The organism is Stenotrophomonas sp. YJH_SMC_122, from assembly GCF_059369535.1.
Genome location: NZ_JCAFST010000007.1, coordinates 67,979 through 84,722, shown reverse-complemented (window position 1 = coordinate 84,722; position 16,744 = coordinate 67,979). Strand labels below are relative to the sequence as shown.

Here is a 16,744-nt window from a genome sequence, read left to right as displayed (position 1 = left end):
AATCTCTTCTGGCCCGCGTCGCCCACATCGACTCTCGGCGTGCCCGGTGCGGCGAGATGAATCGTGACCGTATAGCGCTCTGCTTCCTTGCTCATGTCTTACTTCCCTAGCGATTGATATCCAACAATCAGTTCGGCTTGGAGCCCTTCCAACTGCGGGCGGTCCTCCATCAGGTCGACAGTCAACCGATACCGGCCCGGCTCCAGCCAACCGACCTGCGCGAACTGAAGCACCTGATACAGCATCTCATCCGAGTGCAAACCGGCCTCGATCAGTGCGTTGTCATCCAAGCTTGTATCAGCCAGATATCGCACAACCTCATCTTCTGGAATTCTCTGTGAGTCGCGCCCGTCAGGAGTGCTCTGCCATAGCTGTACAGGACCAAGTGCGCCGCCATCAATCCGCTCCAGGCGCAATCGCGTGGGTGGCTTTCCCAGCCTGATCTTCTCCCACGCGTCCAGCAACGAGCGCCCATCGGTATCCTGCAGCCGCAACCCGATGTTCAGGATCGGAATGGCCGGCTTCTGGGGCGCCGGCAAATCAAACGTGACCTCGGCAATCCGACCGGCCTTCTGCAACTGCACGGCCCGCGTGAGCGGCACAACCGTGCGGGCCTCGGCCTGTGCGCGCGTCAGCAGGGACGGCGCAACCTCAGGCGCTGGTGACGCACGGCATGCCGTCAGCGCGCCCAGCACCGCCAGTACCACCAGCCCCCGCCGCAGTGGCCGCGTCATTGCTCCTTCAACCGCAGCGAATCGGCCACATCGGTCTTGGCCGCCACCTCGGTGGCGATGCTGGCGCGGCGGTGCCCCGGGTCGTTGCGGTCGCCCTGCACGATGAAGATGCTTTCGGCGGCATGGCTGTTCTGGGTCGGCCGGCTGAGCAGCACGTGGTCCACGCGCGAGAGATTGTTCTGCTTGGCCAGCACCAGCAGGCTGGCGCTGATGCGCTGGCTGGCTGCATCGAACGGGCGGCCGTGCGCGGCGTCCAGCTCCGCCACCTTCTGGATCAGCTGCGAGAACAGGCGATGGTCTGGGTGCGAAGGGTCCAGCAGCGTGCCGGCCACTTCAATCGGCGTCGGCGGCGGCTCGTCGCTGGCGCGGTCACCCTGGCGATGGTGCTCGGCCTCGTGCTCGGGCATCGCGTTGTGGGTTTCGGCATTCAGGTCGCTGCCCGGGAACGGCGCGGCGATGCACTGGATCTCCGGCAGGTTGAACAGCACCGCGAACTCGCCCAGATTGCTGCCGCCATCCAGCGTCGCCGGCAGCGGATGCAGGCCAGCGTAGTGCAGGGCCGCCCAGACGAAATCGCTGCAGCGATTGATGGTGGCCGGGCGATCAACGTCGAATTCGAACTCGGCCGGTTCCTCGGCGAAGTCGCGCAGGCAGCCGTAGTGCTCCTCGGTGATTTCCAGGGTGCGGCTGTAGTACGGGTCCAGGTGCTCGTCGGCATCGTCGTGGCGCACCTGTGCGTACTGCACGCCGGTGCGGGTTTCGCCCGGCGCGTGGCACGGTGGCGCGAAGCCATAGCTGTGGGCCTCGTCGCCCGCAGCGACCTGCAGGTACATGTGGCCGCGCGGCGAGATGCCCCCACTTTTCAGCGGGGTGCCGGGCGCGGCCAGATAAAGGGTTGCGGTGTAGCGTGTTGCCTGCTCCATGCCTGTTCAGCCTTGATGGGTACTGCGGTCCTGGGCGGATGATGGCATAGGTGGGATGGGGGGCAGGTGGAGGTGAAAGCAGTTTCGAGGCCGAGGCGCTCGAAACTGTGATCTGCCGTGCAGTCGCTGGAAGTCAGCCCATCTGCAGCGGCGCCCGGGTTTGTTCCATGGCCAGCTCCTGCGGCGCCAACGAGGCGCGCTCCTGCTGGGCTTTCGAAATCTGCTCGACCTTCGCAAAGGACTGCTCCACTGGCGTTCGCGCGGCCTCCTCCGCCGCCATCGACGCCCGCACGTGGGCCGGATCGTTGAGCTCCCCCTGCACAACGAACAGTCGCTGCGCCGAACCATCGCTTGGCGCATTGCCCAATACCACATGATCAACGCGCTCCAGCCCGCTCTCCTTGGCCGTGGCCAACAACCCCACTGAGATCCTCTCGCTGGTCGCATCGTAGGAACGGCCATGCCCCTCATCGATACCCGCCACTCCCTTGCGGATGGAGTCGAGCATATCCCTGTCCCCCCGCGGCAGTTGCTCATCGCTGATGATTCGCTGGAACAGCGTTCTCTCCGGCATTTTGTTGTAGTGCTCGGTATTCAACGCGCTGTCCGGAAAAGGCGCCCGGATACTACGGATGTACTCGATGTTGGTGAGAGGCTTGAGGCCGCCTTGGAAATCCTTGTCCTGCATGAAAAGCGCATTGGTGCGATGAAGTCCCGCGTGGTTCAACGCACCCCAAGTGAAATCGATACAACTATTGTTGAGCCCGTGATACTCCGTATTGAACCCGTGCTTGTCCGGCGCATCACCAAATTCTTTGAGCTTTTCGTACTGATCTTTCGAGATTTCGAGCGTTCGCTGGTAAAAGGGATTCTGGTAATCACCCGCGTCGGAGTCATAAACCTTGCCGGGACCGGTCGTTGCCCCGTGCTCCTTCGGCGCAAAGCCATAGCTGATGCTCTCACGGCCATCGCCCACCGTGTAGTAGACGTGACCCGCGGCAGACGTTCCGCCCCCCAACAGCGGGGTTCCTGGCGCCGCAACGTAGATTGTCACGCGATATCGTTCGTCCATGAAGCGCTCCTATTTTGACTTGTGCTTGTAGGCGACCAGCAATTCTGCCGGGATTGGCGCAAGGCGCGGTGAGGGGTCAAGTAACTCCACACTCAGGCGATAGCGGCCTGGAGAGAGATTCTGGCCCCACGCCATCGCCAACTGCTTGTAGTGCCCTTGCAGACTGGACAGCCCCGCCGCCTCAAGTGAAGTGTCGTCCACGTCATCGAGCCACACCGTTGAAACTTGCCCATCAGCGTTGATCGGCACAAGAGTGGCGGCCGTTCCTGGCTGCTGCTCAACACGCACGAGTGGAGCATTTGCCTCACCCATTTCCCCGAGCCGAGTGAGGTGCACGCGTGCAGGCAGACCAGCGCGTCGAATCATCAAGGCCCGCTCAAGCGCTGCTGCGCCATCCTCCCCACTTACGCGGACGGCAACCAGGAGTGTTGGCGCGGCGTTTCTACCGGGCGGCTCAAGATTGAACTCTACAACCATGGGCTCGGCCATTGACGTCAACGTAAGCGGCCTGACAAGCGGCACATTGTTCTGCGCAGCACCGGAAGAAGGCTCAGATCGCGGCGGTGCTGTCTGAGCCTGGCAAGCGCTTAGCAGTAGTAAGGCCAAGCATGCGCCTGCCCCCAGCATCCGTCGTCCCAGTCGCAGCATCGTCCGTCCTCGCTTCAACTTTGATTGATAGGTGTTTTCTCACCAGACCTTCTTATACACGCAGGCCTGGAAGCAATCCATGACGACTGCCACCACAGAACGGGAGAGCTGCAAATTGGACAGCGGCTGATTAGTCGCCATGGGCTGCAGAGCACGAGGCATTGACGACCCAATGCGTGCTTGTCCCAGCGCAGCCTATGAAACACCCAATCGTTGAGGCTGTTGACTGTCCAAGTCCTATTTCACGTTGTAGTTGGCGACGAGAAGCTCGAAGTTGAGATGCGCAACGTCTGGATTGCCCTGCAGGTTGGTCACCTTCAGCCGGTACTTCCCGGCCGTCAGATTCCCGGAATCAGCACGGGCCACCTCTTACTCCCTGTCGGCCAGGGACATGTCGTACTTTCCTGCATTGACCAGACTGTTCGAATCCGCGCCGACGGCGCTCCTGTACTCGTACACGTCGCCCTTGGACGGTTGATAGCGGCTGCCCTGCCAGACAGAAGGCAGATCGCGATTCAATACCTGTAGTGCTATAGGCGTTTCGGAGTCGCTCTCCAGCTTCCACAGCTGCACCTTCAGGGGAATCCGGGCGTCTTCAAGGAAGGCGACATCGCCCGGCTTCATGTCCGGGCGCTTGGCAGGCCCACCGGTACGGAAGCCGATCAGGAACGTGCGAGGTTTGGGATCCTTCTCCCAAGGCGGCGGCAGTTCGAAACGCGCCTCTACCGTCGCACCTGCATGGACCAGGTCCATCGGTTTGGCGACGGGGAAACCATCGCCATACATCTGGGGTGCCTGCGTACCACAGCCGCCCATAAGCAGGGGCAGCAGTACCATCCATGGCCTCAGTAGGTGTCGCATCCGTTCCTCGCATTCGGGCACTCACGTGTCGGCAGTCTATACACCGCACCGGCCGGCAGGACCTGAACTGGCTTCACATAACCTTGGGGTGGGACGGGGATTCCTGCCGATGAACATTGCACGGGCCAGTTCTGGAGTTAGCAGGCATGCGATGGTGCAGGCACTATTCCTGCACTCTGGAGGATGCCCATGACCAATATCGACCCCGCATGGCTGGAAGCCTTCGACAAGGGGCTTCTCTACCTGTTCGCCATCGACCACAGCGACGCCAGCATGGATGAGTACCTGCTGGGCTGCTACGCAGACCTTCCTCCACGCGAAGCAGCACTGGCGTTCGGCAGCGACTACGACCTGGAGCGCGACGACGCGCTGTGGCCTCGGCCTTGCGTAGCAATGAAAAGTTAAGCCGTGTCGCAATCGGCCAACTTCGGATCTCAGCCGTGCGGGCGGATTGTCGCTTTTGAGACCCCGATCCTCTGCAAACCGTGCTTTTCAATGCGCATTCGGGCGGTAACTTAACACCGGCCGAAACCACTGCACCGCAAGGGTTCTGCCGCGCGCGCGCCATGCAACAATGCCGTAAGCGTCAGCATCTGCGGCCTCTGCGGCCTACGGTTTCTTGGCATCTCGCAACCATGCGAGTACACCTTGGCATGCCACCTCACACAGGGTGGCACGGGCGTCGAAAACCCGGTCAACAACCATGTGTTTGCGCTTGTCAGCCGGCGTCACGTTTGTGTGACGCCGGCTGGCAATCCGTTCGCGGTCCATGGCGGGCGGTGCGTGGGGGTCTTCGGACCCGCCGGATTGGTTGTTGACCGGTTTTCGAGCCTCGCATCGTCCGCCACTTTTATCGGTGGCGCTGCTGTCTGTCCTGTACGGAGCACTGCCATGAACACATCGGACTTCCGTTCCCTACACGCGCATTACGATCCGGACAACGCCGAGACCGAGCGCGAACCTTCCCCCGATCCCAACGCTTTCGTCGCCACGCTGCGCCGCATCGGATCTGGTGCAGCTGCGGATGGCCAGCCTTGGCCGGAGCGGCATCAACTGCCTGGGCGGTGTCTTCAGCTGGCGGACGCGGATTGCGCGCTGGCGGGTCTGCGTGTGGTGGCGGAGCTGATGCTGGCCGCAGAGCGGACCCGGCAGAACGGTGCGCCCGAGGAGTACGTGGGGGATCGGGTGATGGAAGGGTTGAAGATGGCTTGTGTGGCGTTGACTGCGCAAGCCAGTGCTTGCTTGCAGGTGCGCGGATAGTGCCTGGGTTAACGGTTTTGTGCGCTGCGGCTGTGACGCTGCATCGCCGCCCATGAGGGTTCCGCCCGAAGTTGTCACCACCACGCTCATGGTTATGGGCATGGTGATCGCGGATCACTACCTTCCCCATGCCACGCTGGAGGTGCAGGTCTACCCCAGGCTGTCGGATGCTGAGTTCAGGCTTATGCGGAAGGAGGCTGAGGCGTTTGCGAAGGCCCGGGATGGCGAGGGGGTAGTGGTAAGTTCAAGGGATGAGAGTGCGCGGTACTTTGAGCTACGGGCAAACGGGAAGCCGGTGATGCTGGTGGACAATTCCGTGGCGCAACTAATGGTGATGGTTGCTGGGGATTCGCAGGAGCGGGTTCCGGATTTGCGAAGTTTGCAGCAGCAGTGGCGGGTGCGGACGCTGCCGGATTGGGAGCGGAGGCGCTGATTCGCTCAGTGATCAGACGTGGGCAACCATGAGTCGAGGCATGCGGGCCTTACCTTTGAGCCTTCTGGGCATCGCTAAGGCGCCCCGATATTGGGGCGGCCTGCTAGCGGATGCTCATGCCTACTTTTTCAACAGCACATCCCGATGGTAGCTGAGGTAGCGAGCCTGAGCCGCAGAGAACGGAATGCGGGGTGTCCTTTGCACGACATCCCATTTCACCCGGACCGCATCTGGCAACTGGCTGCTAAGAATTAGACCACCATCATCCTCAAAGGAGATGTAGCCCCGATCGAACAAGCGATCGATGTGGGGTGCGAGCATGAGGCCGTTGTGGCCATCAAGGCGCTCACTGTTCTCGCTCTTTGACCACGGCTTGATGTGACTAGCAACCAGAAAGCTGGCATCACCGGTCCCGGTCACCCGGCAGGCGTTCTCAATGTCGCTGACATTCTTTCGGTAGACACCCTGACCTTTCCTGGCCTTGATCAGCTGGAGCTTCTCGGTCTCGTCAATATTTTTGTCATTCACGATGTCCTGGACCGGCCCCTCGTCCTGCCACTCTCCGACATCATCAAGATCGACTTCGAGGAGCTCCAGCAGCTTGGCAGCCATCGCCTCGGGTACTGGGAACAGGTAGGCCTGATTGCCCTTGCCGTCAGCCTTTAGGGGTGAGTGCTTCACAGGAAGCAGCGGCCCAATCTGAGCCATGTAGTCACTCACCTTCAGCGGAACATCCACCAGATGGTAGTCCACCGAGACGGCCCAACCATCCTTGCGCCATTCCTCGTCCGTCTTCCTGAATTCCTCAGGGCGATCCATCGAATAGTGAGCGCCATTGACGATTGCGATGGCCTTGATTCGGGTGCTCGCAAACGCAAAAACCACGTCACCCGGTCGCACTTGAGTCATGTTCTCGTAGGAGGGGTTAATTTTCCCCTTTACGTTCGTCTTAGGCGACCACAGGTAACCTGCCTTAACGGCTTTGTCGAAGGTCTGCTTCTGGTTCACCCACCAGTACCTCATCCCCGTCCCCTGTCCAACCCAATTGATGCGGCCTATTGGCCGTGGAGACGGTGATAGTACATTCCCATTGTCGTAATCGACACCCCTCGCTAGTCTGCAGCGCCTCCGCGCGTGAACGGCAGCAATCTCCGGATCAGCCACGCAGCTTGACCCTCCATAAGCCGATAGCTAGTCAGGGACAGTCAACCCAGGCGCCTAATGCGCACGGGTTGCATTTGCATTCCCAGCAAAGCCGCAGAACCGCCTATGCCATTGATTTGAATAATTTTTTCTCAAACAGCATTGACAAGGAGGGGGGGTAGCTGGCCAAATACCTACACAAGACAATGTGGGTACGAAGTAGATGGCGGTCGTAACGTCCGGAAGTCACCGTTTCACGCCGGACCCGGGGCTCGACGCCTCTGGAACCGCGCGCCCGTACATCCCCGGGCACTCGGATCGACAGATTCTCTCAGAAGCGATCAAGAGCGCTTGGGTGCGCTCGCGGCATGCTATTGATAGCGGAGATAAGTCTGCCATCCGCCAACTGCACCTACGTGCAAAATCCGCTGATTCATCTGTTAACTACAAGGATCTCCTTGCTGACCTAAAGCGCCTGAAGTCATATTTTCCACAGGCCGCAAAGATCGATCCAGCGAAGATCCGGCCAATCGTAGTTCCAGTTCGCCCCAGGACTAAAGAGGAGAGACTATTCAAGATTTCAAGGGGATACTGGACTATGCCCTACTCGAAGGGATATGGGAGGCGACTTAGATTCCTTGTAATGGACGAGTATCACGGCGCGGTAATAGGAATTATCGGACTTCAATCCCCGTCGGCGGATCTTGCGTGCAGGGACAAATACCTTGGTCTAGACAGACAATTCAAGCTACAGGCAGTAAACAATACACTGGACGCATATACCATAGGCGCAACTCCTACTTATGCCCCACTCTTGGCCGGAAAACTTGTAGCAGGATTTCTGCACTCCCCCATAATTCGCCAAGAATATTGGAGAATTTACGGCGGAAAGAGAACCACCCAGCTTGGAATGCGTATTCCTCAACCGCTACTAGCCATAACCACCGCAAGCGCGTTTGGCCGGAGCTCTATCTACAACAGGATCAAAGATAGCAACGGAACACTTGCGAAACCATTGGGGTACACGAAAGGCTTCGGGACACTCCACCTCGAGGAGATCTACCCACAAATCGTAGAATGGCTTGTAAACTCCAAAAGGCACGTCCCCGCGGGCTTCGGCAACGGACCTAAGGTGCGCTGGCAGAACATCATGCGGGCTCTGACTGATCTAAATCTCTCAAAACACTACCTGGAGCATGGCCTTAAGAGGCAGGTGTATATTTTTGAGCTTGTGGAGAACCTTATCGGTGTTCTTCACGAGCATCAGACCCCGTCGTTCAGAAAGTTCGAAGATGAGTGCTGGTCGGAATACTGGAGGGAGCGCTGGTGCCTTCCAAGAGCCCAGCGCAATCCTAATTGGTATCACTTTGACTCGTACCATGAGATGCAACAAGCTTTGACACAGAGCTGATTATTTCTTATCGCTCTTGAATCCAAGAATGAGACCAATGAATGCCAGAGTAAATACAATCACGGGAAGAATGAAATGATAGTAATCGTTGCTGCTAGCTGTCGGCGCTTTGTACGCTGCGGCGCCAGCTGCGCTGGCCACCATGAATGACGCAACCCAAGGCATTACCCGGCCGACCTTCATAGGGAAATCGTAGCGCGCAAGCGCAACCTCTTCACGCTTCTTTGCGGAAGTAAGACCGTTGCAGGATTTTGCTTCAGCGGGCAAAGATTGACAGAAAGAGACGGAGCGGATAGAGAGATGCCCGCCGACCGTTCGAAATAGAGCAGAAGTAGTTAACTTAACAACTCGAACGTCCCTACGCGAATCAATTCGGACGCGGCGACTGCTCTCGAAACTCGCTGAAGAATGCGAAAGGTCAAAGCAAATTTCCCCGAGTGGATCTTTCAAAGCATCTGCACCAGGTGCCGCGATAGTATGGACGTGCATACTTAAACTCCGACCCGCCTCCATTCTTATGCACCCACTTTCCTCGAGCCTCTTTCGCACTCCAGGACCAATCCCTGCAATATAGAACAGAAACGGGACCAGCCCCGAAACGCACTCGCCGCCCTGCTGGCAGCCTATCGACTCCACTTCGAAGAAAGATGCTGCTGCCGCCTCCCACCCCGCGATGTCTTCGCATGTTTCCAGCGCAGCGCTATCCAACGTCAGGCGCTCGAGGTACTTTGCATCCTTGCCAGGCACATAATTAAAATCATCCGTAAGGCCGGGAGCTAGCGTCCTGACGTTCTCCCAGAATAGGCCGTTATATGACGTCTTCCTGACAAACGATGATAGTGAAACATCAAGCACAAGCACTGACCCCTCGCAGCTTGCGCCAACGACTTCAGCTAATCTGACCGGCCTTACTACATTGCCTCCGGAGTTACTGGTAGCACCTAGGCAAATAATTGCTGAATCACCTTCGATCGATCTTCCATGGGCAACATGGGCCCAAAGCCTCTCGCTAACATAAGGCCGCCGATAACGGAGTCGCAATCTGGCACCCATTGGTAACCCGACTGCGTGCATCGCGTCCTCAATAAACCTCCGATGCCGAAGGGCTGTGAGACAAAGCCAGTACTTCTTCTCCATCATGATTCTTCCGAACCATCGGCACAGACTAGAACAGCCTGTCCAACTGCTGAAAGATTTTTTACCATTGCACCCACGTCTCCTATGTCGATAATGTACTTTCGACCGATGCCATCGGAGTATGCAGATGGAACGAATTTTTGTGGACGTGCGTGCACCACTGAAATTTCACTCCTCGCAGCAACAGCAAACGCGGCGCCGACAGCCTGCAGTTTTGAGCCCATATGGACTAGGTAAAGATTCTGTCCCGACCTAGCATCAGCTTCCCTAAGCACTATCCTCGCAGCATCAGCAGGAGAATGAGTTTCGCAGTCGACTTGAGCTTCTTCGAAGCTTGGCTTGAGCGGGCCGCAATCCGAATTTACGTCGGACTGCGCCATTAGCTTTCGAATCACCTCAATCGTTTCTTGACGACGCCAAATGTGCTCCTCGTTCGTAGTTCTTGGCAGAACCCAAAGCACATTTCGTTCAGCCAGAGTTTCTACCGCTTCGCCACAAAAATTCAAACAACGTGCCACCCTCAATACCGAGTGCGATGGGAACGCTATGATATGGCTGCCCGCGGAATCCTGATGCCTGCCTGGGAAGACGGCGTTATTCCACACTGTCGCCACGCCAAGCTCTGGCGCCTCAAGAACCTCATCACCATCCGAGGATCTACGAGCGACACTGTATCGAGCGGCTTCCGCGTAAACGATTCTTGCACTCACGTCCGGAAGAACCTGCGAAAGCGAACCTAGCACGCTGAATATGAAACTTGAAGACGCACCACTTATATCGAATAGGATACTCGAAGGATTTATGGATTCTGAAATACGAAGCACCGAGCGCAGAACATCCTCTGGAACGTCTGCGTCCACATATCTAATATCAGACGACATTTGACGCAGAAGTGGCTCTACCTGATTAAATCTCAGATCGTTATCTTCCGGATTTGTCTGGTATCGACCGACGAGAATCACCTTGAACCTCGAGCCAGGGGATGCGTTCAACAGCTCGGGAAATGCGCGCACACGCTCCTCGAATCCAGCAGCAAGCACAAGAACATCTGCATTGCACTCAAGATTCTCTACTGGACGAATGGCGGGAAATTCCAGCATTGCCTCTTCCACCGACCTTTTGCGAACAGAAAAACTCTTCCGCGCCGTCATGACTGTATCATCCCTGCGAAAAGGTCGCCCGTCCCCGCCGCAGACGTGTCAGCTGATCGGCTCCACACCCGCTCTGTGAATGATTTTTCGCGATTCAATAGGAGGCAAAGTTCCTGCAGACTTCGTACATCCATGTAGTTTTTCCTAACTAGAGATGTTCCGTAGCTCGGCAGAAGAGAAGACCGAACCTGAATACGCAAAGTTCTTTTGTGCGCCTTGCTTCGCCCCTCTCCCAGATCAATAAATATTGAACGGCGAATTAATTCTTTGTAAAGAAGCCCAGCATGTTCACTTCCAGTGATCTCCTTTAATTGATCCAATATCGTTCCATTTTCTTCCAGGTCGATCTCTAGCCTATATCTGCGCTGCGGCACATCGTGCGCACTGTCATCATCCCGCTGAATTGGCGCTTCCATCAGTATCCTCCGCGCAAGACGAGCGAAAGTATCTAGAACCCCCTTCATCTCGGTTCCAAATGGATGACAATACTCCACCCGCTCCACCAGAGCTTTCGACACGTACACTATTGCTTCATGCTGGTGCCTCTTTGGAATGAGCTCGGAAAAATCCGAATTCACGCCGGCGCGCTGAAACATTTCGCGAACCATGAAGAGCACGGTCGCTACGTCGCCTGACCACGCATTCGAGAGAACCTCGAGCCCGTGGTAGTAGTAGGAATTACCCATACCCGCATTTCGAATTGAGATGGCCAATTCAGTGTCATGTTTGTGAGTACTTTCTCCGATTAGATTACTTACCCGCCCAGCGTATCCAGCCGCGTCGAGCCGCTTGTCAATCAGTCCCTCTACAAATCGGCGTCTTTGGCTCGCGATCTCTGGGGAGCCGCTTATCATCTGATTTCCAGTGTCAGTTACTATAAACTCTCTATTCTGATCAAGCTTCGCTTCGTCTATGTGAGAGCTTGAAAATCCATAGGGCTCACATGAGACCTTGAATACACAGGCAGAATCACGCTGCCACAGAATGGGATTTAGTACCGCCTGAACCTTCTCACCAAGGCGCTGCTGTGTAAAATCGTCGAGCAGGAACACTAGAGGCTTCTCTTTCAATCCTGGCATCAACCTTACTGCTGAGCGCGTCAAATCACGAAGGAATGTTCCAGGAAGTACGATACTGGCAGCGCATCCCTCCAACATGCTTCGGGCAAGCTTGATGCGTATACGATCGAACTCATCTGCAACCCCCTGTGCAGCGTTAGTTCCGACCGCGGTTATGTGTTTCATTTCAACGCCCATATCGTTGGCGATGAACTCCACGAGTCGCGCCACGCTTCCCTCATTGACGCCCAGCACGTCGCTCACCCGCTTGTTCAAACATGCCATGGACAGAGTGCGAAAGAGCTCCCGTGCCGCGACAAGGTTGAAGAACGTCACGATATCTGGTGCAAGTTGCTCGACCCTACCGCGCTCTCTCTTAATCCACAGCAGATCATTCTGGAGATCACTGGCACAGCCAATGTATATTCCGACATATTTCATCGTGGACAACGCATCCTCAGAAATTTCGCCTGAAGCCAGATGCGTTCGGAGCGACATATATCTAAATACCATGGATTTACCACAGCCCCTAGGCCCCGTTAGTACGGTCGGAGTAGGATCGCGAACATTTTCGAACCAACCAAGATTATCCACAAACAACTTAAGCAGCATTTGGTCACTCGCCAAATGCTCAGCGCTAATTGCGGTAAATGGTGAAGCCAAGGCTGTCCCGCTCGCAGAGCGAGTTGGCGAATAGAGTGATCTTCTAACCTGATCTAGTTGACCATGAAGTGACCTGGCATCGATGAAGTTCCGCGTGGGATCCTCCTCGGCCAAAAGTTGTGCAAATTCGAACAGGGCTCTCAGAAACTGCGGATAGCGTGCCGATAGAGCTCTGTCCCGATGGATAACATTGTGAATCCTTACGATGCACTTTACGTATGACGACCAGTCGTCATGCATCTTTTGCGTCGGAGTATCACGACGCTTAATGGATCCCAAATCAATAACACTTATATCGTATTCATCCGACCCGGGCTCAGAAATTATTATTTCCTCTGTCCTTCGAGCGAGCATCACGTTACCTAGATGAAGATCATCGTGTTTCAGCCCTTTCGCTTCCAAGTACAAGACTGCCGATAGGAGTTTTCGCAGAACGAGCAGCGCCAGCTCTGGATTCAATTGGTTAGGTCGCTCCTCCATGATCTGCTCCAGAGTGTTCCCTTCGATCCAGCGACCGATGAAGCACAGCCATGCTGTGTCCATTTCGGGCTGCTGCGGCAGTCCAGTTAGAACTCCTACAAGCTCGTGGGATAAAATTGGCGCGTTGGCATCTATCTCGCTAGCAATTAGCATTTCGTCTTGGAGCTTTTCGGGACTGTAGTCCTCCCTAAGACAAATTTTTGCGGCACATATTCTATTGTTGGCCGCATTGCGTACGCGTAGCGTAAAGCCTTTATTGCCGACGCGGCGAGCCACGCCGGGAACACGCCCGTCCTGCTGCCGGTCCAGCACTTCGAATGCCATTTCTGCGGTATTTGAAAGACGTATCCGAAGCTCTGGTGGGAATCGACCTCCATCGAGCAACCAGTCCCTCATGGGTTTCGAAATTTCCACCCGCGACTTTTGCGCTTCCTGCATGTTCTCTTCGGCACGTATCGAGCTACTCGCGCAGAATACGTAAACCGCCCCGTGTTGATGAACCCGCTTGATGATAGCCTGCTGGAACGATCGCGAACTAGCCCAGGACTATACGTCTCGTGCAAGCCCGCCTGGAACTCAAGGAGTCGCACCACATGCGAAGTTCCATTGCCCCTCCCCATTCTCAGCGGACATTTGAGCTAGATTGTCAGATCAAGGCTTGTTGCAGATCATAAAAAAAGGGCGGCCAATGGCCGCCCTTTCTCACGTCAATTAATTGACTACATCAAACCCCGACAGGATTAGCCTTCTCCGGATCAATCTTGTACTGCTTGATCGCCCGGGCCACATCCTTCGCGGTCATCTTCCCTTCCTTCGCCAGCGCCGCAATCGCGGCATGCGCGATGTAGTAGCGGTCCACTTCAAAGAACCGACGCAGGTTCGCACGCGTATCCGAGCGACCAAACCCATCCGTACCCAGCACCGTATAAGACATCGGCACGAACGCACGAATCTGGTCCGCATACGCACGCACATAGTCGGTGGCGGCAATCGCCGGGCCCTGGCGGCCTTCCAGCAGCTCGGTCACGTAGGCCTTGCGCTGCTCACCTTCCGGATGCAGGCGGTTGGCACGCTCCACGTCGAAACCATCGCGGCGCAGTTCGTTGAAGCTCGGGCAGCTCCAGATGTCGGCGGTCACGCCGAAGTCCTTGTCCAGCAGCTCGGCGGCGGCAATGGCTTCGCGCAGGATCGTGCCCGAACCCAGCAGCTGCACGCGCAGCTCGCCCTTCTTCGGCTTGCCGGCGTCGGTCAGCAGGTACATGCCCTTGACGATGCCTTCGGCTGCGCCTTCCGGCATTTCCGGGTGGGTGTAGTTCTCGTTCATCAGGGTGACGTAGTAATACTCGTCCACCTGGTCTTCCATCATGCGCTTGGTGCCGTGCTGCAGGATCACCGTCACTTCGAAGCCGAAGGTCGGGTCGTAGCTGCGCACGTTCGGGATGCCACCGGCCACCAGATGGCTGAAGCCATCCTCGTGCTGCAGGCCTTCACCGTTCAGCGTGGTGCGGCCGGCGGTGCCACCCAACAGGAAGCCGCGGGTACGCATGTCGGCGGCCTGCCAGGCGATGTCGCCCACGCGCTGGAAGCCGAACATCGAGTAGTAGATGTAGAACGGCAGCATCGGCACGTTGCTGACCGAGTAGCTGGTACCGGCGGCCATCCACGAGCTGATCGCACCCGGCTCGCTGATGCCCTGCTGCAGCACCTGACCGCTCTGGTCTTCGCGGTAGAACATCAGCTGGTCGGCGTCGACCGGCTTGTACTTCTGGCCGAACGGCGCGTAGATGCCGATCTGGCGGAACAGGCCTTCCATACCGAAGGTACGGGCTTCGTCGGCCACGATCGGCACGATGTGCGGGCCCAGTTCCTTGTCACGCAGGGTGATGTTCAGGCTCTGCACGAAGGCCATGGTGGTGGAGTAGCTGCGCTCGCCGCTGCTCTTCAGCAGGCGCTCGTAGGCTTCCAGCTTCGGCGCCACGAAGGTCTTGTCGGCCTTGCGGCGGCGCTGCGGCAGGTAACCGCCCAGCGCGGCACGGCGTTCCTGCAGGTACTGCACTTCCGGCGAATCCGGGCCCGGGTGGTAGAACGGCACCTGGCCGTCGGCCAGCTGCGCATCGGTCACCGGAATGTTGAAGCGGTCGCGGAAGTGGCGCACCGCTTCGTCGTCCAGCTTCTTGGTCTGGTGGGTGGGGTTCAGTGCCTCACCGGCGCTGCCCATGCCGTAACCCTTCACGGTCTTGGCCAGGATGACGGTCGGCATGCCCTTGGTGTTCACGGCCTGGTGGTAGGCGGCGTACACCTTGTGCGGGTCGTGGCCACCACGGTTCAGGCGCCAGATGTCGTCGTCGGAAAGGCCGGCGACCATCGCAGCGGTTTCCGGGTACTTGCCGAAGAAATGCTCGCGGGTATACGCGCCGCCGAAGGCCTTGCAGTTCTGGTATTCGCCGTCGACGGTTTCCATCATCAGCTTCTTCAGGACGCCGTTGGTGTCCTTGGCCAGCAGGGCATCCCAGTAACCGCCCCACAGCAGCTTGATCACGTTCCAGCCGCCGCCACGGAACACGCCTTCCAGTTCCTGGATGATCTTGCCGTTGCCGCGCACCGGGCCGTCCAGGCGCTGCAGGTTGCAGTTCACCACGAAGATCAGGTTGTCCAGGCCTTCACGGCCGGCCAGGGCGATGGCACCCAGGGTTTCCGGCTCGTCGCTCTCGCCGTCGCCGATGAAGCACCACACCTTGCGGTCGGACTTCTCGATCAGGCCACGGTTTTCCAGGTAGCGCATGAACTGCGCCTGGTAGATGGCGGCCAGCGGGCCCAGGCCCATCGACACGGTCGGGGTCTGCCAGTAGTCCGGCATCAGCCACGGGTGCGGGTACGAGGACAGGCCACCGCCGTCCACTTCCATGCGGAACTTGTCCAGCTGCTCTTCGCTGATGCGGCCTTCCAGGAAGGAACGCGCGTAGATGCCCGGGGCGCTGTGGCCCTGGATGAACAGCAGGTCGCCCGGGTGGTTCTCGCTCGGGGCGCGCCAGAAGTGGTTGAAGCCCACGTCGTACAGGGTGGCGCCGGAGGCGAACGAGGCGATGTGGCCGCCCAGGTCACCCGGCTTGCGGTTGGCGCGCACCACGGTGGCCATCGCGTTCCAGCGGATGATCGAACGGATGCGCCATTCCAGCTCGGCGTTGCCCGGGCTCTTGGCCTCGAACTGCGGTTCGATGGTATTGACGTATTCGGTGGTGGGAGAGAACGGCAGGTAGGCGCCCGAACGACGGGTCAGTTCCACCATGCCTTCCAGCAGCTGATGCGCGCGCTCGGAGCCCTCGACATCAATAACGGCCTTCAACGACTCGATCCACTCCTGGGTTTCCACAGGATTCGGGTCGTTGTTCAGCACCTCGTTCAACCAGTTCATTAGCGCTCCCATAACCGCACGCACGCGCGCGACTGTTGTATAGATTTCTAGACCGCAAAGTGTAGCGCACCAAGGGCTTTCGTCACTTGGCTACGCAGGCGTATGGATGCAACCGGCCAGTGTCCGCAAGGGGCTTGCCGGGCCCGCTGATGGCCCTGCGGCAGGCCTTGGCGGCTGCGCGGGCTGTCGCTTGCGGGCCGCTGCGCCCATGTGCAGGACGCAGTGTTACCGCTGCCGATGACGGTTGTAGGGCAACCCCGGCACCGCTGTAGGGGCGGTTTGGGCAACGGTACTGAACCGGCGACAACATGTCGCACCTGCCTCTGGATCGGTACCGGCAGCGGGTCCAGCGTGGGCC

At 57.9% G+C, this 16,744-nt stretch carries 15 protein-coding genes; 4 read left to right on the top strand and 11 right to left on the bottom strand.

Going from position 1 to position 16,744, the window contains the following annotated elements; all coding sequences use genetic code 11:
• Positions 1 to 98: 98 nt before the first annotated feature.
• The 6 genes from AC5P66_RS11330 to AC5P66_RS11305 all read right to left on the bottom strand — a co-directional run bounded on the left by AC5P66_RS11330 (position 99) and on the right by AC5P66_RS11305 (position 4,214).
• A complete protein-coding gene (locus AC5P66_RS11330; RefSeq protein WP_111097001.1) occupies positions 99 to 734 on the bottom strand; it encodes a hypothetical protein in 636 nt (211 codons plus the stop codon).
• The gene (locus tag AC5P66_RS11325; protein WP_111097002.1) at positions 731 to 1,657 is read right to left on the bottom strand and encodes an XVIPCD domain-containing protein; all 927 of its coding nucleotides are present in this window, start codon (positions 1,655 to 1,657) and stop codon (positions 731 to 733) included. The genes AC5P66_RS11330 and AC5P66_RS11325 overlap by 4 nt, the downstream gene beginning before the upstream one ends.
• A 133-nt stretch (positions 1,658 to 1,790) precedes the next feature.
• The gene (locus AC5P66_RS11320; protein ID WP_111097003.1) at positions 1,791 to 2,729 is read right to left on the bottom strand and encodes an XVIPCD domain-containing protein; all 939 of its coding nucleotides are present in this window, start codon (positions 2,727 to 2,729) and stop codon (positions 1,791 to 1,793) included.
• A 9-nt stretch (positions 2,730 to 2,738) separates the two neighbouring features.
• A complete protein-coding gene (locus tag AC5P66_RS11315) occupies positions 2,739 to 3,206 on the bottom strand; it encodes a hypothetical protein (RefSeq protein ID WP_258390919.1) in 468 nt (155 codons plus the stop codon).
• Between the two features lie 408 nt (positions 3,207 to 3,614).
• Positions 3,615 to 3,743 carry a hypothetical protein gene (locus AC5P66_RS11310; protein WP_495216335.1) on the bottom strand — a complete coding sequence of 43 codons (129 nt, stop codon included), beginning with the start codon at positions 3,741 to 3,743 and terminating at the stop codon, positions 3,615 to 3,617.
• 3 nt (positions 3,744 to 3,746) lie between these two features.
• The gene (locus AC5P66_RS11305) at positions 3,747 to 4,214 is read right to left on the bottom strand and encodes a hypothetical protein (protein ID WP_495216334.1); all 468 of its coding nucleotides are present in this window, start codon (positions 4,212 to 4,214) and stop codon (positions 3,747 to 3,749) included.
• Between the two features lie 213 nt (positions 4,215 to 4,427).
• Here AC5P66_RS11305 and AC5P66_RS11300 point away from each other — a divergent pair, with 213 nt between their 5' ends.
• The 3 genes from AC5P66_RS11300 to AC5P66_RS11290 all read left to right on the top strand — a co-directional run bounded on the left by AC5P66_RS11300 (position 4,428) and on the right by AC5P66_RS11290 (position 5,931).
• On the top strand, positions 4,428 to 4,643 hold the full coding sequence (locus tag AC5P66_RS11300) for a hypothetical protein (protein WP_495216333.1): 216 nt from the start codon (positions 4,428 to 4,430) through the stop codon (positions 4,641 to 4,643).
• Between the two features lie 486 nt (positions 4,644 to 5,129).
• Positions 5,130 to 5,498, top strand: coding sequence for a hypothetical protein (locus AC5P66_RS11295; protein WP_495216332.1), 369 nt, complete (start codon positions 5,130 to 5,132; stop codon positions 5,496 to 5,498).
• 52 nt (positions 5,499 to 5,550) lie between these two features.
• Positions 5,551 to 5,931: a hypothetical protein gene (locus AC5P66_RS11290; protein ID WP_495216331.1), complete on the top strand. Its 381-nt coding sequence runs from the start codon at positions 5,551 to 5,553 to the stop codon at positions 5,929 to 5,931.
• Between the two features lie 120 nt (positions 5,932 to 6,051).
• On the opposite strand, the gene AC5P66_RS11285 is transcribed toward AC5P66_RS11290, so the two are convergent.
• Positions 6,052 to 6,939 (bottom strand): HNH endonuclease, encoded by an 888-nt coding sequence (locus AC5P66_RS11285; RefSeq protein ID WP_495216330.1) that lies wholly within the window; start codon positions 6,937 to 6,939, stop codon positions 6,052 to 6,054.
• 490 nt (positions 6,940 to 7,429) lie between these two features.
• Between AC5P66_RS11285 and AC5P66_RS11280 the strand changes: the two genes are divergently transcribed.
• The gene (locus AC5P66_RS11280) at positions 7,430 to 8,485 is read left to right on the top strand and encodes a Druantia anti-phage system protein DruA (RefSeq protein ID WP_495216329.1); all 1,056 of its coding nucleotides are present in this window, start codon (positions 7,430 to 7,432) and stop codon (positions 8,483 to 8,485) included.
• Here AC5P66_RS11280 and AC5P66_RS11275 read toward each other — a convergent pair whose 3' ends face one another.
• From AC5P66_RS11275 to aceE, 4 genes are all read right to left on the bottom strand, one after another.
• Positions 8,486 to 9,346, bottom strand: a complete 861-nt coding sequence (locus AC5P66_RS11275; RefSeq protein ID WP_495216328.1) for a hypothetical protein — start codon at positions 9,344 to 9,346, stop codon at positions 8,486 to 8,488.
• A 275-nt stretch (positions 9,347 to 9,621) separates the two neighbouring features.
• A complete protein-coding gene (locus tag AC5P66_RS11270) occupies positions 9,622 to 10,773 on the bottom strand; it encodes a hypothetical protein (RefSeq protein WP_495216327.1) in 1,152 nt (383 codons plus the stop codon).
• On the bottom strand, positions 10,770 to 13,412 hold the full coding sequence (locus AC5P66_RS11265) for an ORC-CDC6 family AAA ATPase (protein WP_495216326.1): 2,643 nt from the start codon (positions 13,410 to 13,412) through the stop codon (positions 10,770 to 10,772). The genes AC5P66_RS11270 and AC5P66_RS11265 overlap by 4 nt, the downstream gene beginning before the upstream one ends.
• Before the next feature lie 286 nt (positions 13,413 to 13,698).
• A complete protein-coding gene (aceE, locus tag AC5P66_RS11260; RefSeq protein WP_012478970.1) occupies positions 13,699 to 16,386 on the bottom strand; it encodes a pyruvate dehydrogenase (acetyl-transferring), homodimeric type in 2,688 nt (895 codons plus the stop codon).
• Positions 16,387 to 16,744: the final 358 nt, after the last annotated feature.